This is a genomic window from Streptomyces sp. NBC_00454 (assembly GCF_041434015.1).
In the GTDB taxonomy this organism is placed as follows: Bacteria; Actinomycetota; Actinomycetes; order Streptomycetales; family Streptomycetaceae; genus Streptomyces.
Window position 1 is genome coordinate 2,860,150 of sequence record NZ_CP107907.1, and the last position, 17,450, is coordinate 2,877,599.

At 70.3% G+C, this 17,450-nt stretch carries 18 protein-coding genes and 1 tRNA gene; 9 read left to right on the forward strand and 10 right to left on the reverse strand.

Annotated elements, in window-relative coordinates; all coding sequences use genetic code 11:
• Window positions 1-106 precede the first annotated feature (106 nt).
• Complete coding sequence (gene hppD / locus OHU74_RS13285) at window positions 107-1,258, reverse strand: 4-hydroxyphenylpyruvate dioxygenase (protein ID WP_371616088.1); 1,152 nt, start codon at window positions 1,256-1,258, stop codon at window positions 107-109.
• A 123-nt stretch (window positions 1,259-1,381) separates the two neighbouring features.
• On the opposite strand from hppD, the gene OHU74_RS13290 reads away from it, so the two are divergent.
• The 8 genes from OHU74_RS13290 (at window position 1,382) to OHU74_RS13325 (ending at window position 7,948) form a co-directional block, all read left to right on the forward strand.
• Complete coding sequence (locus tag OHU74_RS13290; RefSeq protein ID WP_330296604.1) at window positions 1,382-1,852, forward strand: Lrp/AsnC family transcriptional regulator; 471 nt, start codon at window positions 1,382-1,384, stop codon at window positions 1,850-1,852.
• 54 nt (window positions 1,853-1,906) lie between these two features.
• The gene (locus OHU74_RS13295) at window positions 1,907-2,554 is read left to right on the forward strand and encodes an ABC transporter permease (protein WP_371616089.1); all 648 of its coding nucleotides are present in this window, start codon (window positions 1,907-1,909) and stop codon (window positions 2,552-2,554) included.
• Entirely contained in the window at window positions 2,547-3,824 is a 1,278-nt protein-coding gene (locus OHU74_RS13300; RefSeq protein ID WP_371616090.1) for a betaine/proline/choline family ABC transporter ATP-binding protein, read from the forward strand. The genes OHU74_RS13295 and OHU74_RS13300 overlap by 8 nt, the downstream gene beginning before the upstream one ends.
• Window positions 3,821-4,687: an ABC transporter permease gene (locus tag OHU74_RS13305; protein WP_371616091.1), complete on the forward strand. Its 867-nt coding sequence runs from the start codon at window positions 3,821-3,823 to the stop codon at window positions 4,685-4,687. The genes OHU74_RS13300 and OHU74_RS13305 overlap by 4 nt, the downstream gene beginning before the upstream one ends.
• Window positions 4,688-5,680, forward strand: a complete 993-nt coding sequence (locus OHU74_RS13310) for a glycine betaine ABC transporter substrate-binding protein (RefSeq protein WP_371616092.1) — start codon at window positions 4,688-4,690, stop codon at window positions 5,678-5,680.
• 88 nt (window positions 5,681-5,768) lie between these two features.
• A complete protein-coding gene (locus tag OHU74_RS13315) occupies window positions 5,769-6,386 on the forward strand; it encodes an ArsR/SmtB family transcription factor (protein WP_371616093.1) in 618 nt (205 codons plus the stop codon).
• A 27-nt stretch (window positions 6,387-6,413) separates the two neighbouring features.
• Window positions 6,414-6,659: a hypothetical protein gene (locus tag OHU74_RS13320; RefSeq protein ID WP_371616094.1), complete on the forward strand. Its 246-nt coding sequence runs from the start codon at window positions 6,414-6,416 to the stop codon at window positions 6,657-6,659.
• A complete protein-coding gene (locus OHU74_RS13325) occupies window positions 6,656-7,948 on the forward strand; it encodes an MFS transporter (RefSeq protein ID WP_371616095.1) in 1,293 nt (430 codons plus the stop codon). The genes OHU74_RS13320 and OHU74_RS13325 overlap by 4 nt, the downstream gene beginning before the upstream one ends.
• Here OHU74_RS13325 and OHU74_RS13330 read toward each other — a convergent pair.
• The 6 genes from OHU74_RS13330 to OHU74_RS13355 form a co-directional block, all read right to left on the reverse strand.
• Window positions 7,878-8,675 (reverse strand): S16 family serine protease, encoded by a 798-nt coding sequence (locus OHU74_RS13330; protein WP_371616096.1) that lies wholly within the window; start codon window positions 8,673-8,675, stop codon window positions 7,878-7,880. The two genes, OHU74_RS13325 and OHU74_RS13330, sit on opposite strands and share 71 nt — an antisense overlap.
• Window positions 8,676-8,785: 110 nt before the next feature.
• A complete protein-coding gene (locus OHU74_RS13335) occupies window positions 8,786-9,427 on the reverse strand; it encodes an IclR family transcriptional regulator (RefSeq protein ID WP_054222485.1) in 642 nt (213 codons plus the stop codon).
• A 404-nt stretch (window positions 9,428-9,831) separates the two neighbouring features.
• A complete protein-coding gene (locus OHU74_RS13340; protein ID WP_330296614.1) occupies window positions 9,832-11,616 on the reverse strand; it encodes a DEAD/DEAH box helicase in 1,785 nt (594 codons plus the stop codon).
• A gap of 145 nt (window positions 11,617-11,761) precedes the next feature.
• On the reverse strand, window positions 11,762-12,133 hold the full coding sequence (locus OHU74_RS13345) for a type II toxin-antitoxin system death-on-curing family toxin (RefSeq protein WP_371616097.1): 372 nt from the start codon (window positions 12,131-12,133) through the stop codon (window positions 11,762-11,764).
• Window positions 12,130-12,327 (reverse strand): Arc family DNA-binding protein, encoded by a 198-nt coding sequence (locus OHU74_RS13350; protein ID WP_053702279.1) that lies wholly within the window; start codon window positions 12,325-12,327, stop codon window positions 12,130-12,132. The genes OHU74_RS13345 and OHU74_RS13350 overlap by 4 nt, the downstream gene beginning before the upstream one ends.
• A 42-nt stretch (window positions 12,328-12,369) precedes the next feature.
• On the reverse strand, window positions 12,370-13,839 hold the full coding sequence (locus OHU74_RS13355) for an MFS transporter (protein ID WP_371616098.1): 1,470 nt from the start codon (window positions 13,837-13,839) through the stop codon (window positions 12,370-12,372).
• Window positions 13,840-14,054: 215 nt separating this feature from the next.
• Here OHU74_RS13355 and OHU74_RS13360 point away from each other — a divergent pair.
• A tRNA-Cys gene (locus OHU74_RS13360) sits at window positions 14,055-14,126 on the forward strand.
• A gap of 56 nt (window positions 14,127-14,182) precedes the next feature.
• Here OHU74_RS13360 and OHU74_RS13365 read toward each other — a convergent pair.
• From OHU74_RS13365 to OHU74_RS13375, 3 genes are read right to left on the reverse strand one after another with little or no spacing between them, the layout of a single operon-like run.
• Window positions 14,183-14,731 carry a hypothetical protein gene (locus OHU74_RS13365; RefSeq protein WP_371616099.1) on the reverse strand — a complete coding sequence of 183 codons (549 nt, stop codon included), beginning with the start codon at window positions 14,729-14,731 and terminating at the stop codon, window positions 14,183-14,185.
• Window positions 14,731-17,013 carry a hypothetical protein gene (locus OHU74_RS13370; protein ID WP_371616100.1) on the reverse strand — a complete coding sequence of 761 codons (2,283 nt, stop codon included), beginning with the start codon at window positions 17,011-17,013 and terminating at the stop codon, window positions 14,731-14,733. Before OHU74_RS13370 ends, OHU74_RS13365 begins: the two co-directional genes overlap by 1 nt.
• A gap of 12 nt (window positions 17,014-17,025) precedes the next feature.
• Window positions 17,026-17,448 carry a hypothetical protein gene (locus OHU74_RS13375; RefSeq protein WP_371616101.1) on the reverse strand — a complete coding sequence of 141 codons (423 nt, stop codon included), beginning with the start codon at window positions 17,446-17,448 and terminating at the stop codon, window positions 17,026-17,028.
• Window positions 17,449-17,450: the final 2 nt, after the last annotated feature.

The following is a 17,450-nucleotide window of genomic DNA, read 5'->3' on the forward strand; positions in this document are numbered from 1 at the left end:
GGATTGCCCGCAGGGCAATTTCAGCCCCGCCGGCGTTTGAGGCGCGGGGTCTGGGGCGGAGCCCCAGGAGCGGCCCCGCACGGGCACCGCTCCCGGCCCTCGCGACCTACAGGTTGCCCCGCTTCTCCTGCTCCCGCTCGATCGCCTCGAACAGGGCCTTGAAGTTGCCCTTGCCGAAGCCCATCGAGCCGTGGCGCTCGATCATCTCGAAGAAGACCGTCGGACGGTCCTGCACCGGCTTCGTGAAGATCTGGAGCAGGTAGCCGTCCTCGTCGCGGTCGACGAGGATCTTCAGCTCGCGCAGGGTCTCGACCGGCACCCGGGTCTCGCCGGCCCACTCGCCGAGCGTGTCGTAGTACGAGTCGGGGGTGTCCAGGAAGGTCACGCCCGCGGCGCGCATCGCGCGCACGGTGGAGACGATGTCGTTCGTCGCGAGGGCGATGTGCTGGACGCCGGCCCCGCCGTAGAACTCCAGGTACTCGTCGATCTGCGACTTCTTCTTCGCGATCGCCGGCTCGTTGATCGGGAACTTGACCTTGAGCGTGCCGTCCGCGACGACCTTCGACATCAGCGCCGAGTACTCGGTCGCGATGTCGTCGCCGACGAATTCCTTCATGTTCGTGAAGCCCATGACCTTGTTGTAGAAGGCCACCCACTCGTTCATCCGGCCGAGCTCGACGTTGCCCACGCAGTGGTCGATGGCCTGGAAGGTCCGCTTGGCCGGGGGCTCGACCATCGGCTCGACGGCCACGTAGCCCGGCAGGTAGGGGCCGGTGTAGTCCACGCGCTCGACCAGCGTGTGGCGGGTCTGGCCGTAGGTGGCGATGGCGGCGAGGACCACCGTGCCGTGCTCGTCCTTGACCTCGTACGGCTCGTCCAGACCGCGGGCGCCGTGCTCGACGGCGTACGCGTACGCCGCGCGTGCGTCCGGCACCTCGATCGCGAGGTCGACGACCCCGTCGCCGTGGTCGGCGACGTGCTCGGCGAGGAAGCGGCCACGGTCGGTGGACGCCTTGATGACCGAGGTGAGGACGAAGCGCGCGCCGCCGTTGGTCAGGACGTAGCTTGCCGTCTCGCGGGTGCCGTTCTCCGGTCCGGAGTAGGCCACGAGCTTCATGCCGAAGGCCGTCGAGTAGTAGTGCGCGGCCTGTTTGGCGTTGCCCACGGCGAAGACGACCGCGTCCATGCCCTTGACCGGGAAGGGGTCGGCCTTGCGCGCGGTGTGGGGGACGGTGTCGAGAGGCTGGGTCTCAGTCATGAGCGCAGAGTCCCGCCGTTCCACAAGATGCGCAATAGTTTCCATTTCTGCTGTACAAGCTGCACAGTCTGAGCCCAGGATGGCTGGGATATCTGCGCACTATGACCACCCCTGGAGGTGCCCGTGGGAATCGATGAACTCGACGGCCGGCTCATCGTGCTGCTCGCCCGGGAGCCCCGCATCGGGGTCCTGGAGGTCTCGCGACGGCTCGGAGTGGCCCGCGGCACCGCCCAGGCCCGGCTGGACCGGCTTCAGTCGAATGGAGTCATCCGCGGCTTCGGCCCGCAGGTGGATCCGGCGGCCCTGGGATACCCCGTGACCGCCTTCGCCACGCTGGAGATCAAACAGGGGCAAGGGGCCGACGTACGGGCCCACTTGGACGGGGTGCCCGAGGTGCTGGAGCTGCACACCACGACCGGGCACGGGGACATGCTCTGCCGGCTGGTGGCCCGGTCCAACGCGGACCTCCAGCGGGTGATCGACCGAGTTGTCGGGTTTGATGGCATCGTGAGGGCTTCGACAGCGATCGTCATGGAAAATCCCGTGCCTTTGCGGATCATCCCCCTGGTCGAACAGGCGGCCCAGGACGACTGACCCAGGACGACCGGCCCAGGCGACTGACCCGGGCGAAGGGCACGGTGAGGCGGCGTGAGCTTCTGGACCTACCTGTCCAACCGCCACCAGCAGCTCCTCACCGACGCCTTCCAGCACGCCAGCGCGGTCTTCCAGTGCATGGTGATCGCGACCGTGCTCGGCATCGGGATCGGCGTCCTGACCTACCGCAGCGGCTGGGCCGGGAACCTCGCCGTCACCTCCACCTCCACGGTGCTCACCATCCCCTCCCTCGCCATGATCGGCCTGCTGATCCCGCTGGTCGGGCTCGGCGTCGCACCGACCGTGATCGCCCTCACCCTGTACGGACTGCTGCCCATCGTCCGCAACTCCATCGTGGGGCTGCGCGGGGTGGATCCGGCCCTGGTCGACGCCGCCAAGGGCATCGGGATGTCCCGCGCCGCCCGGCTCCTCAAGGTGGAACTGCCGCTCGCCTGGCCGCCGATCCTGACCGGGATCCGGGTCTCCACGCAGATGCTGATGGGCATCGCCGCCATCGCCGCCTACGCGTCCGGGCCGGGCCTGGGCAACGAGATCTTCCGCGGGATCGCCTCGCTCGGCAGCGCCAACGCCATCAACCAGGTCCTGGCCGGGACGCTGGGCGTCGTCGTCCTCGCCCTGCTCTTCGACGCCGCGTACGTCCTGCTCGGGCGTCTCACCATCCCCAGGGGGATCCGTGTCTGAGCCGACGGCGACGACCGAACCGACGCACAAGACCCACGCCACCTCCGGCGCCACCATCCAGCTGGAGAACCTCACCAAGCGCTACCCGGGCAACCCCAACCCCTCCGTCGACGACGTCTCGATGGAGATCAAGGCGGGCGAGACGGTCGTCTTCGTCGGCCCCTCCGGCTGCGGGAAGTCCACCACCCTCAAGATGATCAACCGGCTGATCGAGCCCACCTCCGGCCGGATCCGGATCGGCGACGAGGACGTCACCGACATGGACCCGGTCAAGCTGCGGCGCAAGATCGGGTACGCGATCCAGTCCTCCGGGCTCTTCCCGCACATGACGGTGGCCGAGAACATCGCCCTGGTCCCGAAGATGACCGGCTGGTCCAAGTCGAGGGTCAAGGACCGGGTCGAGGAGATGCTCGACCTGGTCGGCCTGGACCCCCGCGAGTTCCACGGCCGCTACCCGCGCCAGCTCTCCGGCGGCCAGCAGCAGCGCGTGGGCGTGGCGCGGGCACTGGCCGCCGATCCGCCCGTCCTGCTGATGGACGAGCCCTTCGGCGCCGTCGACCCCATCACCCGCGACCACCTCCAGGACGAGCTGATCCGGCTCCAGCACGAACTGCACAAGACGATCGTCTTCGTCACCCACGACTTCGACGAGGCCATCAAGCTCGGCGACCGGATCGCCGTCCTGCGCGAGCGCTCGCACATCGCGCAGTTCGACACCCCCGAGGCCATCCTCACCAACCCCGCCGACGACTTCGTCTCCGGTTTCGTCGGGGCCGGCGCGGCCCTCAAACGGCTCAACCTGACCCGCGTACGGGACGTGGAGATCGCCGACTTCCCGACCGTCTCCGTGGACGATCCGCTCCAGCAGATCTTCAACACCCTGCGCACCGGCCAGGGCAACGAGCTGCTGATGCTGGACCGGCGCGGGCGCCCGTACAAATGGCTGCGCCGAGGCGACCTCATGCGCGCCAAGGGCTCCCTCGCACGGGCCGGCCAGCTCGTGCACGACACGGTGACCCGGGACGCGACCCTGCACGACGCCCTGGAGGCGGTCCTCATCGACAGTGGCGGCCGGGTCGCCGTCACCGGGCGGCGCGGCGAGTACATCGGGGTCGTGGACATGGAGACCCTGATGAACTCCGTCCACGAAATGCTGGAGGCCGACCGGCTGACGGCCGCCGAGCACGCGCACGACCTGGAGGAACTGCGCCACCACCGCGTCGAGCGGGACCTGGAGGGGCTGACGGAGGACGGCACGGCCGACTCATGAGCCCGAGGAATCCGCTCACCCCCGAACGCCCGCCCGGCGAGCACGAGCTCAAGGGCCACGTCTTCCGCGATCCCGAGCAGCCCGAGCCCGGCGAGGAGGTCATGACCTCCCCCACGCCGCCCCGCCCCGGGCGCCGGATCACCTGGGCCAAGCTGGTGACCCTGCCGCTGGTGCTCGCCCTGGTGCTGCTGGCCACCTTCCTGTGGATCACCAACACCACCCTCGACACGATCGCCGAGAACTCCCTCGCGGGCGGCAACGTCCAGCTCCGGCTGTGGCAGCACGTGAAGCTCACCGCCGTCTCCACCTTCTGGGTGCTGGTCATCGCGATCCCGCTCGGCATCGCCCTCACCCGGCGCCGCCTGCGCAGGGCGGCCCCGCTGGTCACCGCGATCGCCAACATCGGGCAGGCCACGCCCGCCATCGGACTGCTGGCCCTGCTGGTCATCTGGCTCGGCATCGGCCCGTCCACCGCGATCATCGGCATGGTGGCCTACGCCGTCCTGCCCGTGCTGTCGAACACCGTCGCCGGGCTGCGCGCCATCGACCCGCAGCTGGTGGAGGCCGCCCGCGGGATCGGGATGTCCTCCATGGGGACGCTGGCCAAGGTGGAACTGCCGCTGGCCGTCCCGCTGATCCTGGCGGGCGTGCGGACCGCCCTCGTCCTCAACGTCGGCACCGCGACCCTGGCCACCTTCGGCGGCGGCGGTGGCCTGGGCGACCTGATCACCTCCGGGATCCAGACGCAGCGGATGCCGGTGCTGGTGCTGGGCTCGGTGCTGACGGTGGCCCTCGCCCTGTTCGTGGACTGGCTGGCCTCGCTCGCCGAGACGGCCCTGACCCCGCGCGGGCTGGAGGCGTAGATGCACAAGCTCGCCGCAGTGCGGACGGCCGCTCTCTCGGCGGCCCTGCTGCCGCTGCTGGCGGTGACGCTCGGGGGCTGCGGCCTCAAGAGCGGATCGCCGATGGTGGACGACGTCGTACCCGGCTCGGTCGGGCAGGGACTGCCCCTCAAGGGCGCCTCGCTCACGGTCACTTCGAAGAACTTCAGCGAGAACATCATCCTCGGCCAGATGATCGGCCTGGTCTTCAAGGCCGCCGGGGCGGAGGTGCTGGACCGCACCAACCTGCCCGGCTCGATCAGCGCGCGCGAGGCCGTCCGGCAGGGCGACGCGGACGCGATGTACGAGTACACGGGCACGGCCTGGATCACCTACCTGGGCCACGACAAGCCGATCGAGGACCCGTACAAGCAGTGGGAGGCCGTGCGGGACGCGGACGTGAAGAACGGGGTGGCCTGGCTGCCCCCGTCCACGCTCAACAACACGTACACGCTGGCCATCAGCAAGAAGAACAACGCCAAGTACGGGCTGAAGACGATGTCGGACGTGGCGAGGCTGTCGAAGGAGAACCCGTCGGCGGTGACCGTCTGCGTGGAGAACGAGTTCGCCTCGCGCGAGGACGGGCTGCCGGGGATGGAGAAGGCGTACGGGATGAAGATCCCGGCGGGCAACGTCATGAAGATGGACGCCGGGATCATCTACACGCAGGTCTCGAAGTCCGACTCCTGCCTGCTGGGCGAGGCGTTCACCACGGACGGCCGGATCAAGGCCATGGACCTGGACACTCTCGCGGACGACCGGCACTTCTTCCCCAACTACAACGCGGCGCCCGAGCTGCACGCCAGGACGCTGGCCGAACACCCGGCGATCGCGGGGCTGCTGGACCCGGTGACGAAGCGGCTGACGACGCAGACGGCGCAGCGGCTGAACGCGATGGTGGACGTGGAGGGGCGGGACCCGCACGACGTGGCCAAGGAATGGCTGGTCGGGGAGGGGTTCATCAAGGAGGACTGAACCCTCCCCGAGCTCCGGGGCGGAGTTCCAAAGAAGTCCTTGCAAAGAAACCCTTGCATAGGAGTCTTTGCAACTCTACTGTTGAGGCATGCCCGAGAAGAACGCCGAAGCCGCCGGACCGTCCGTCCCTCCCGAACCCTCCGAACCCGAGGTGCGCCTGCTCGACGCCCAGTCGCTGCGCGGCCTGGCCCACCCGCTGCGCATCCGCCTGCTCGGCGCCCTGCGCCACGACGGTCCGGCCACGGCTTCCCAGCTCGCGGAGCGGCTCGGCGAGTCCAGCGGGGCCACCAGCTACCACCTGCGCCAGCTGGCCTCGCACGGGTTCGTCGAGGACGCGCCCGAGCACGGCAAGGGCCGCGAGCGCTGGTGGCGCGCCGCCCACGACGGCACGGCGTTCGACGAGTCCCTGGTCTTCGACGAGGACCCGGCCACCCGTGGCGCGGCCGAGGTCTTCCTGGCCGAGATCCTGAAGATCCACACGCAGGAGCTGAACAACTGGCTGGGCCAGGCCCACAGCTGGCCGGTGGAATGGCGCCGGGGCTCCGACCTCAGCGACTTCACCCTGCAGCTCACCCCCGCGCAGAGCCACGAGCTGATCCTCAAGATGCACGACCTGGTCAACAGCTACCGCGACCTGCCCCCGGAAGAGGACACGGAAGCGGTCCGCTTCCACACGCACGCCTTCCCCCGCCGCGTCGGCGAGTAACCGAACCACACCCGAGGGAGTCCTGCCATGCACGCCTTCACCCACGACGAGATCCACTCCGGGCTCCACGCCACCCGCACCGCCGAGGCCGCCGCCTGGCGCCTGGGACGGGCAGCGGCCCTGGCCACCCCGCCCGCACCCTCGGGGCCCGCCCTGCGCGACCGGCTCGGCGAGGCCCTGATCGCCGCCGGGATCCGGCTGATACGCCCCGCCCACCTGCACGCCCGCATCACCCGCGTCCCGTACCAGCAGCCGTACGGCTCCGCCGCATGAGCCGCCGCCCCTTCGTCGCCGTCCTCGCCGCCAACACCATTTCCATCGCGGGCAGTTCGCTCACCCTGATCGGCGTCCCGTGGTTCGTGCTCCAGACCACGGGCAGCGCCGGCCGGGCCGGGATCGTCGCCTTCTGCGCCACCCTGCCCGTGGTCGTGGCCGCCCTCGTCGGAGGTCCGGTCATCGACCGGCTCGGCCGCCGCCGGGTCTCCGCCGCCTCCGACCTGATCTGCGCGCTGACCGTCGGCGCGATACCCCTGCTGCACTACGCCGGGCTCCTGGAGTTCTGGATGCTGTGCGCGCTGATGGCCGTCGGCGGGCTCGTCCACACCCCCGGGATGACCGCGCGCTACGTCCTGCTCCCCCACCTCGCCGAGCACGCCGGCACCAGCGTCGCCCGCGCCGCCAGCCTCTACGACGCCGTCTCGCGCGGGGCCCGCATGATCGGGGCCGCGCTGGCCGGCGTACTGATCACCACGCTCGGCGCCGGGTCCGTCCTGGTCCTCGACGCGGCCACCTTCGGGATATCGGCCCTGCTGGTCGCGGCCTTCCTGCGCGGGGTCCCGGCCGCCGAGCCGCAACGCGCCGCCGCGAAGGTCTCGCTCGCCGGGTACCGGGCCGAACTCGGCGAAGGCTGGCGGTTCCTGACCCGTACTCCGCTGCTGCTCGGCATCACCGCGATGGTGATGATGACCAACGGCATCGACCAGGGCTGGTCCTCGGTGCTGCTGCCCGTGCACGGCCGCGAAGCCCTCGGCGGCGCCACCACGCTGGGCCTGATGATCTCCCTGTTCGGCGGCTTCGCCCTGCTGGGGGCCCTGCTCTACGGAGCGTGGGGAGCGCGGTTCCCCCGTAGAACGGTGTTCGCCGCGGCCTTCCTCATATGCGGAGCCCCCCGCTACTTCGTCGCCGCCTTCACCGACACCCCGCTGCCGCTCGCGGTGACCATGGCGCTGTCGGGGCTGGGCGCGGGCGTCCTCAACCCGATCCTGACCACGGTGATGCTGGAGAAGGTCCCCGAGGCGCTGCGCAGCCGGGTCGCGGGGGTGACCACGGCCGGCTGCGAGCTGACGATGCCGCTGGGCGGGCTGGCCGCCGGGCTGCTCGTCGACGGGTTCGGGGTGACGCGGGCGCTGCTGGTCTTCGGCGGCCTCTACCTGCTCACCACGCTCTCCCCGGTGGTGTTCCCGGCCTGGCGCGGCCTGGAGGCCGCCGAGGTCAGCAGGACGGAACCGACTCGCCCTTCTGCAGAGCCCGCAGAGCGTTCACCGCATCCGTCAGCGAGGTGACGGGGACCAGCCGGAGCCCCTCGGGGAGTTCGGACTGCGCGTCCGAGCACTCCGCCGCCGGTACGAGGAACACGCTCGCCCCGTCGCGCCGCGCGGCCTGAGTCTTCAGGGCCACCCCGCCGACCGCGCCGACCTTGCCGTCCGCGCTGATGGTGCCGGTACCGGCGATGGTGCGGCCGCCGGTGAGGTCGCCGCCGCTGCCGTTCCCGTCGAGCTTGTCGACGATGCCGAGGGAGAAGAGCAGCCCGGCGCTCGGGCCGCCGACGTCGGCGAGGTTCAGCTCGACCTTGACGGCCTCGGGGTCCTTGTGGAGATAGCCGAGCGCGGCCTCGGAGGCCGAGGACTGCGACTTGGTCATCTCCTCCAGGTTGTGTTCCTCGATCTGCTTGTCGCTTCCACCCGACGGGTACACGGCCTCCCGGGGCATGACCGCTCGGGTGGTGTCGAACCAGTCCCCGACCAGCTCGGGCAGGGCGACGGAGGTGGAGGGCCCGGTGGCCTGGATGGTGGTCATCCGCAGCTGGCCCGTGGTCTCCCGGGTGGGCGCCCCCGTGACGACGATGACCTGCTTGCCGTCGCGGGAGCCGAGCACGTCGGCCGTGAGGCCGGGCTGCGCGATCACGAAGGGCAGCGGTGCGACGGCCGCGACGGCGAACAGCGCGAGCACGGGCACGGCGCAGACGGCGAGGGCGGCGGGACGCGGCAGACGTGTGAGGCGAGAGAGCACCCGGCCAATCTAGCGTGGCCCCCCGCCAACGGGTCGAGCCGCGCCCCCGGCGGACGGGGGCGCGGCTCGGTGTTCCGGTGTTCCGATGCGGCAGGCGGGTCCCGCGCGGCTCAGCGCAGGGCGTCGGCCACCTCGCGGGCGGCGTCCACCACGCGCGGGCCGACCCGCTCGGGCACGGCGTCGGCCAGCATCACCACGCCCACGCTGCCCTCCAGCCCCGTGATGCCCACGAGCGGCGCCGCGGCCCCGCTGGCGCCCGCTTCGAGCTCCCCGTGGGTGAGCGTGTACCCGGGCTCGATGAGCGTGCCCTGACGGGCGGCCAGGATGGCCCGGCCGGCGGCCCCGCGATCGAGCGGGTGACGGAAGCCGGGCCGGTACGCGACGTGGTAGTCGGTCCAGGTCGGCTCCACGACGGCCACGGCGAGCGCTTCGGTTCCGTCCACGAGGGTCAGGTGCGCGGTGGCCCCTATGTCCTCGGCGAGGGAACGCAGCGCGGGCAGGGCCGCCTCGCGCACCAGCGGGTGCACCTGCCGGCCCAGGCGCAGCACGCCGAGCCCGACGCGGGCGCGGCCGCCGAGGTCGCGGCGGACCAGGGCGTGCTGTTCGAGGGTGGCCAGGAGGCGGTAGACCACGGTGCGGTTGACACCGAGGCGGTTGGAGAGCTCGGTGACGGTCAGACCGTGGTCGGTGTCGGCGAGCAGTTTGAGAACTCGGAGTCCTCGGTCGAGAGTCTGGGAGGTTTCCGCGGTCACGACGCCTCTCCCTCTTTCGGTGGGCGGCGGTGACTCTCTGGATACAGCGCCGCCGGTCCCTCGGCGACGCACGGAGAGGCCGCCGGTAGCGGCCATGGCACCGGCTGCGCTCCCGCAGCGGCGCTGCCACGGGGCGTTCGATGCGGGGACAGTAGCGAGCTGGTCCGCTCAGCGGAAGGGCTCGTCCAGAATCCGGGCGCCTACTGCCGATTTATGCCGGTTGTGAACCCGGGTTGCTGTCAATTCGTGACCTCCCAAGTCTCGACGGCGCCTTGAGACCGGCACACGGCCCGAAGCGCTCCCGGGCGGCCCCACCACGGGCGCCCCGATGCCGGTACGAGGCCGGGGCGGGCGGGGGGCCGTACGAACGTCCGCGCGGCCCCCGCCGCACATTCCGTAGGAAATCACCGCATGCGGGTGGCCCACTCCTGGACCTTCTTGATGCGCTCCCGCAGCTGTCCCGCCGTGGCTTCCGCGCTAGGCGGCCCGCCGCACACGCGGCGCAGCTCCGTGTGGATCACCCCGTGCGGTTTGCCGCTCTGGTGGACGTACGCGCCCACCATCGTGTTCAGCGACTTCCGCAGCTCCAGCAGTTCCTTGTGCGAGACCACCGGCCGCCGGTCGGCCGGCAGCTCCAGCAGGTCCGCCTCCGAGTCCGGCTTGCGCTTGCTGTGCGCGATCTGCCGCGACTGCCGCTTCTGGAGCAGCATCTGCACCTGGTCCGGCTCCAGGAGGCCCGGGATGCCGAGGTAGTCCTGCTCCTCCTCGCTGCCCGGGTGCGCCTGCATCCCGAATTCGGCGCCGTCGTACAGGACCCGGTCGAAGACGGCGTCGGACTCCAGTGCTTCGAAGGACATCTGCTCCTCGTCGCCGGTGTCCTCGTCCTCCTGCTTGTTCGCCTCCTCCATCTCCTTCTCGGAGTCGGCGTACGGGTCTTCCTCGCCCTGCTTCTTCGGCTTGTCGAGGACGTGGTCGCGCTCGACTTCCATCTCGTTCGCGAAGCCCAGCAGGTAGGGAATGGTCGGCAGGAACACCGACGCCGTCTCGCCGCGCCTGCGCGAACGCACGAAGCGCCCGACGGCCTGCGCGAAGAACAGCGGGGTCGAGATGGTGGTGGCGTACACGCCCACCGCGAGCCTCGGTACGTCGACGCCCTCGGACACCATGCGGACGGCGACCATCCAGCGGTCGTTGCTCGCGGCGAACTCGTCGATCCGCTTCGAGGCGCCCGTGTCGTCGGACAGTACGACGGTGGCCTTGGTCCCCGTGATCTCGCGGATCAGCTTGGCGTAGGCGCGCGCCGAGTCCTGGTCGGCGGCGATGACGAGCCCGCCCGCGTCCGGGATGCCCTTCCTGACCTCGGTCAGCCGCTGGTCGGCGGCGCGCAGCACGTTCGGCATCCAGTCCCCGCGCGCGTCCAGCGCCGTGCGCCAGGCCTGGGAGATGGCGTCCTTGGTCATCGGCTCGCCGAGGCGCGCGGCGATCTCGTCGCCCGCCTTGGTGCGCCAGCGCATGTTGCCGCTGTAGGAGAGGAAGATGACCGGCCGGACGACGCCGTCGCCGAGCGCGTTCCCGTAGCCGTAGGTGTAGTCGGCGGAGGAGCGCCGGATCCCGTCGTTCCCCTCCTCGTACGCCACGAAGGGGATCGGATTCGTATCGGACCGGAAGGGCGTGCCGGTCAGCGCGAGCCGCCGGGTCGCCGGGTCGAAGGCCTCGAGGCAGGCCTCGCCCCAGGACTTGGAGTCACCGGCGTGGTGGATCTCGTCGAGGATCACCAGGGTCTTGCGCTGCTCGCACCGGTTGCGGTGCAGCATCGGCCGCACGCCCACACCCGCGTACGTGATCGCGACGCCGTGGTAGTCCTTGCTGAGCGGCCCGGCGGAGTACTCCGGGTCCAGCCGGATGCCTATCCGGGCGGCGGCTTCCGCCCACTGCTTCTTGAGGTGCTCGGTCGGCGCGACGACGGTCACCTGCTGCACCACGTGGTGGTGGAGCAGCCACGAGGCGAGGGTCAGCGCGAAGGTGGTCTTGCCCGCGCCGGGGGTGGCGACGGCGAGGAAGTCGCGGGGCTGGGTCTCCAGGTACCGGTCCAGCGCACCCTGCTGCCAAGCTCGCAGGGCGCTGGCGGTACCCCACGGCGCGCGGCCGGGGAAGGCGGGTGAGAGGTGGTGGGAGGCGGTAGTAGTCACGGTCTCCGGTTCGGGCTCTCGGCGTATCTACTGGCACGGGCAGTCGTACGTAGGACAACCGGGCCACCTTACCGGCACGGGCCCGCCCCTCGCGGAGGGACAGGCCCGTGACCTCGGCGCGTGCGGTGAGCGTCACATCGGCGGGTCAGCGAGCGAACCGCGGTAGCTGCGCGGCGATCTTGGGTACGTCCAGCGAGCCCTGGCACACGGCCAGCACGAAGCTCTCGGCCTCGTCGACATCGAAGCCGGCGTCCAGGGGGTGGCCGTTCATGTGGAGGAAGACCCAGGTCGCGTACCAGGCGATGCGCTTGTTGCCGTCCACCAGGCCGTGGTTTCGGGCGAGCGACTCCATCAGCGCGGCGGCCTTCTCCCAGATGTCCGGGTAGGCGTCCTGACCGAACACGCTCGACTGGGGGCGCACGAGCGCCGAGTCGAGCAGCCCGAAGTCGCGCACCTCACTGGTCCCGAGCCGCTCCGCGAGGTTCAGCACCTCGGGCAGGGTCAGGTAATGGGTCACGCAAGCCTCCGGTTCAGCTCGCCGCTGACCTTCAGGACGTGCTCGGCCGCCTCGTTGAACAGCCGGGAGTGTTCGTTTATGGCCCTGATCACCGCCTCGTGGGCGAAGGACTGCATGCTGCGGCCCTCCGCCTCGGCGCGCTCGCGCAGGGCGTCCAGCTCTTCTTCGGTGAACCTGACATTGAGACCAGCCATGAGTCGATGGTACCGCGCGGTACCAGCCGGTGTCAGCCGGTGTCAGCCGACTTTCGCGACCGGGGTCGCCGGTCGCGCATCCAGCCGGGTGGCGACCCAGGCCCCCACCAGCGCCACGCAGGCCATCGGCAGGAAGACCACCACGAAGGCCGCGGGATGCGACGCGCCGCCCCCCTCCGCCACGGAGTGCGCGGCGCCCACCGCACCCCCGCCCAGCGCGGCGAAGGCCGCGCCACCCGCCGCCAGCAGCACCACATTGGCCAGGGCGTCCGAGATCTGCAGCGCGGCGGAGTTCGCCCCCGCCTCCTCCGGCGCCGACAGCTTCAGCAGCAGCACGCTCGTGGAGCCGATCACCAGCCCCATCCCCAGGCACCCCAGCGCCCACACCAGCGCCAGCGTCCACACCGGCACCCACTCCACCAGCACCGCCGGCGCCCCCGCGACGGCCGCCGCGACCATGACCATGCCCAGCACCATCAGCCGCTCCCGGTGCGGCACCATCCGCCCCTTCGACTGCACCCACGAACCCAGCGCCCAGGTCACCCCGCCCAGCGCGAGCGAGAACCCGGCCAGCGTCGGACTCAGCCCCCGCTGGGTGACCAGCATCAGCGGCACGAAACTCTCCGCCGCGATGAACGACCCCGCCGCCACACCCCGCAGCAGCACCACCGACGGCAGCCCGCGCCGCGCCCGGTAGGTCCCGCGCGGCAGCAGCCCCAGCACGGCGGGCACCAGCAGCGCGGCCCCGGCCAGCCCCGGAACCAGCGACAGCCACCTCAAATCCTGTGCGGCGTACTGCAGCAGCCCCGCACCGGCCGAGATCCCGAGGGCGAGCCGGATCCGCCGCCGGTCGAACGCGACGGGCGCAGCCTCGGGATCCACCGGCCCCGACGCGCTGCGCCGTATCGCCGGCAGCGCCACCACGAGCGGTACGAAGACCAGCGCGGGTATCCCGAGGAAGACCCAGCGCCACCCGAGGTGCTCGGTCACCGTGCCCGCGGCGAGCGGTCCCACGATGGAGGGCACCACCCAGCTCGCAGCGAAGGCCGCCATGATCGCGGGCCGCAGCCGCTCCTCGTAGGCCCGGCTCACCACCACGTACAGCGCCACGATGACGAGCCCGCCACCGAACCCCTGCACGGCCCGCCCCAGCACGAAGATCCACATCGTCCCGGCGGTCCCGGAACACACCAGCCCGGCGGCGAACGCCCCGATCCCCACGGTCAGCGGCCGCAGCGGCCCCTGCCGGTCGGCCCACTGCCCGGAGAGCACCATCCCGAAGAGGCTGGTCGTGAAGTAGGCGGAGAAGGCGAAGGCGTAGAGCCCGATCCCCTCCAGCTCCCGCGCGGCCACGGGCATCGCGGTCCCGACGGCGGTGGCCTCGAAGGCGATCAGGAAAATAACCGAAATGATCCCGATGCTGAGCGTCCGGTACGCGGCCCCGAAAATCCCGCCCTGCGGGTGGGGCGGGACGGAGGCGGGTGCGGTGGCTCGCTGCGGGAGAACGCTCATCGCCTCAGAGTAAGGGGCATGACCGGCTATCGACCCTGTCCATCCGACGTATCCTCCCTCGTCCCAAAGCCCTAGGCCAAAGGACGCCCCCACCCCTCCACGACCCCTCCCCGACCCCGGACTGTGAACGCGACATGGCAGTCGCATTGCACCCCCCGCGCATCCCTTCCCCACCCGCACGCACCCTCGTACGGTCATACCCATCACCACCACCCAGCCGTGTGCCCGAGTGGTTGAGGGACTCGCCTGCAAAGCGAGTTACGCCGGTTCGATTCCGGTCACGGCTTCGCGGCAGGCCGCTCGGGGGCAGGCGCTCCCCCGAGCGGCCTGCGCCATGTCCGGGCTAGATGCCACACCGGGTCTGCTGCTTGGCGACTTCCAGGTACTTCTTCATGAGCCCGGTGAACAGCGGGCGCCGGTCGGCGGCTTTCATGTGCTCCGTGGAGCCACTGACCCCCAGCGCCAGCTCGAAAGAGTCCGCGGGCCCCTTGCAGGTGAGGGTGACGCGAGCACCCGTGTCCCACACCATCCCCTTGTCTCCCAGGGCCAGCGGCTCTGGCGCGGGCTGGTTGGCATCGGTGGGGGGCCAGAAGAAGTGGTCCCCCAACGGCTGCCGCGTGGCCGTCACGAGAACCCGGCCTTCACCGTCCACATCGATGGTGCAAGTGGCCGAACGGCGGTAAGCGTTCAAGCTCAGATCTGTCGGCGAGTCGTCCTTCACCTCGTGACCTTCACCCATCAAGGGCTCGAGATCGGAACGGGTGAACACCCCGAAGCAAGGGCGTTCCGGCAGCTTCGCAGCCGCCGACTCACTCCCTTCAGAGCAGCCGGACAGCACTGCTGCCGCGCCCAGCGTCAGGGCGAGCACGCGTCCGGCAGGGAAGATACGCATCAAGGACTTCCGTTCGACGTCGCGACCTGCCCCCGGCCGACCGCGTAGGCATTCGCCGTCTGTGTCGAGGCCACACCCGCGAGGGCATCGATGGTCCTCTGGTTCATCCCCGTACCTTGCACGACCCTGCGCACCGACTGGGCCGCGGACTCTCCGGCCTCCGTTTGCGCGTCCGTGTAGTCGACCACCGCTTTGTGGTCGGACTCGCCGGTCTTCTTCGCCTGATCCTTCGTCGCCCTCTCGACCACACCCTCGGCGACGTCCTCCTGGAGCCACTCCACGACATCTCCAGCCAGCGGCAGCATCTCCACGTACTTGGCTCCCGCCGCGCTGATACCGCGGTTGACCCATTTGGCGTTGTCCTCGACGCCCTTGACGTACTCCTCCCGCTTGTGGCCGTTCTCCGCGAACGTTCCCTCCGCCCTGGCTTCGGAGAGGATGCCGGCGATCTGGCCACCGGGGTGCACCGCGACCGTGATCGCCGCATCCACGTCTTCGTATTCACCTCGGTGAACGATGACGTCGTTGATGAGCGTGGTGGTGAACGCCCGCTGCGCGTTGCTGATCGCTCCGTAGGCATCAGGGTCCTGGCCCACTGCCCCGATGAAGGCCGCCATGTCGGCCTTGTGGAACTGGGCCATCTCCCCGTTCACCTTGATCGTCCGGCTGCCGTTCTCGGCCGAGGCCTGGAGGTCCGGCATGTACTCCGCCGCCATCTGCCCGAAGTGCCCGGACAAGCCCTTGAGTGGCCCGTCGTCCTCACCCGGCTCCGCCACGACCAATTCCGGCTTGTCGCCGATCTTCGCGACCACCCGCTCCATGACGTCCGTCATCGCCGCGGTGTGCGGCACGGGCTTCGCGTCGTCGTCGCCCGTCGCCCGGCCCGACACCGCGGCCTCCAAGGCTCCGCCGAGCGCTTCCTGTGCCGGGTGCTGATCTCCGGTTCGTGTGGCGTCGAAGCTGTCCGCGTAGGGCGTCTTGTCGAGCATGTAATCGACCATGCCCTGCGCCTGCCCGTGCTGCCCCTTGACCGCCTTGTCGGCCTTGGTCACGATGCCGTCGCCGTTGCTGTCCTCGCGTACCGGCTCGTTGAAGAAGGCCGTCGCCGCGTCCGGGTTGTTGCCGAGGGCCTCCATCAGGCCGGTCAGCGGGTAGAAGCCCCGACCGTCATCGCCCCCGGGGTTGAGACTCATCTGCAGGTCGAGGGGGGTGCCGTTCTCCCAGATCCCCGGATTCTTGCGGTCCATCGCCACCATGTCGCGGCCGACCGCCGTCAGGAACTCCTTGTCGTACGTGCCCTCGCGCATCAGCGAGCCCAACGCCTGGTACCCGTAGACGTTCGTGGTCAGACCGACGTCCAACTGCTTGTGGCCGGCCTTCATCAGCTGGTTCGTCCAGGCGGCGTCGAGGTGGTTCGGGACGTCCTTGTGCGTGGCCAGGCCCAGCATCGCGCCAAGGTCGCTCTGGATGTTGCCCACCATGAGCGCACGGTCCGCGCCGGCGGGACCCAGGCCCGTGGAGTCCAGGGACATCTTCGAGTACGCCTGGAGCGTGCCCTCGGGGCCCATCGTGCGGTAGAAGCCCGTCGCGAACTCGGGATCCTCTCGGTTGTCGTCGAGCAGGTCCTCCAGCTCGCGCAGCGCCTCGGGGTTCCGTGCCGTGCCGCCTTCCCCGGTGACCTTCTTCATCAGCGCGGCCGCGCGGTCGACCTGCTCGGCGTCCAGCGAGTTGTACTTCGGCCCGCTGAAGTTGTTGTCGTCCGTGACGTTGGCCTGGAGCGCGCGCACGAGGGAGTCGTCGGCGTCCTGGGCGTCCTCGACGGCCCGGTCGACCCGGTCCTGCCACAGGTCGTGGTTCTTGCGGAGGCTCGCCTGGTAGTCCGGGTCGTGGCGGGCCGCGTACTCGTCCTGCGGGTCGGTGAGCGGGATGGCGGAGACACGGCCGCTGTCGTCGATCCGGAAGCCGGCGGCCGGGGCGTCCTCGGCCAGCTTCTTGAGCTGGTCCTGGGCGGCCTTGATGGTGGCGTGGCCGTCGGCGAGGAGGAGGTGGATGCCCTTGGCCTCCTGGGCCGCGTCGTCGAACTCCTTGGCCGTCTTGTCGATGAAGGAGCGGCCGACGCCCGCCGTGACGCCGTTCCACTGGGCCTTGTCCGACTTGGCCTTCATACCGCTTCTCGCCGACTCCGCCAGCTCGTTCAGCTTCGTGACCATCGCGGCCCAGTCGGTGATCGCGGTCTGGAGCTGGCCCAGGGGCGCGTTCATCACGTTCTCGTACGTCAGCACGTGTCCGCCGCCTTACTTGAGGAGCTGGTCGATCTTGGAGGACGTGAAATCGGCGTGCAGCTGCTGCTCCTCCTTGGTGTGGGAGGAGAGGGAGTAGTTCAGGCCGTTGGAGACGTTCGCGCAGGCGGCGACGAGGGTCTTGAGCTGGCTCTCCCAGCGGGTGTTGACCTTCAGCAGGGCGGCGCCACTGGCGAAGTGCTCGCGCGTAAGCGCGGCGGCGGCCTCGGCGGTGGAGGCGTTGGCGTGTTTGCCGTCCGTGGAGAGCCGCGTGTGGAGCTTGTAGGCCTCGGAGCCGATCTCGCCGATGTGGTCCTGGTTGAGCTCCAGGTCGGCGCCGCCGGGGCCGCCGGGCTCGGCCGGAACGTGGTTGAGCCGCATGGAAACGCTGGCGGCGGCGGTGGTCCGGGCCGCGGCCCATTCCTCGTCGAACGACATGG

Bases quoted from the DNA above. Each gene is read 5' to 3' on its own strand.
- hppD (WP_371616088.1), bottom strand. From the start codon at position 1,258: ATGACTGAGACCCAGCCTCTCGACACCGTCCCCCACACCGCGCGCAAG.
- OHU74_RS13305 (WP_371616091.1), top strand. From the start codon at position 3,821: ATGAGCCCGAGGAATCCGCTCACCCCCGAACGCCCGCCCGGCGAGCAC.
- OHU74_RS13310 (WP_371616092.1), top strand. From the start codon at position 4,688: ATGCACAAGCTCGCCGCAGTGCGGACGGCCGCTCTCTCGGCGGCCCTG.
- OHU74_RS13315 (WP_371616093.1), top strand. From the start codon at position 5,769: ATGCCCGAGAAGAACGCCGAAGCCGCCGGACCGTCCGTCCCTCCCGAA.
- OHU74_RS13320 (WP_371616094.1), top strand. From the start codon at position 6,414: ATGCACGCCTTCACCCACGACGAGATCCACTCCGGGCTCCACGCCACC.
- OHU74_RS13325 (WP_371616095.1), top strand. From the start codon at position 6,656: ATGAGCCGCCGCCCCTTCGTCGCCGTCCTCGCCGCCAACACCATTTCC.
- OHU74_RS13350 (WP_053702279.1), bottom strand. From the start codon at position 12,327: ATGGCTGGTCTCAATGTCAGGTTCACCGAAGAAGAGCTGGACGCCCTG.
- OHU74_RS13355 (WP_371616098.1), bottom strand. From the start codon at position 13,839: ATGAGCGTTCTCCCGCAGCGAGCCACCGCACCCGCCTCCGTCCCGCCC.
- OHU74_RS13365 (WP_371616099.1), bottom strand. From the start codon at position 14,731: ATGCGTATCTTCCCTGCCGGACGCGTGCTCGCCCTGACGCTGGGCGCG.
- OHU74_RS13375 (WP_371616101.1), bottom strand. From the start codon at position 17,448: ATGTCGTTCGACGAGGAATGGGCCGCGGCCCGGACCACCGCCGCCGCC.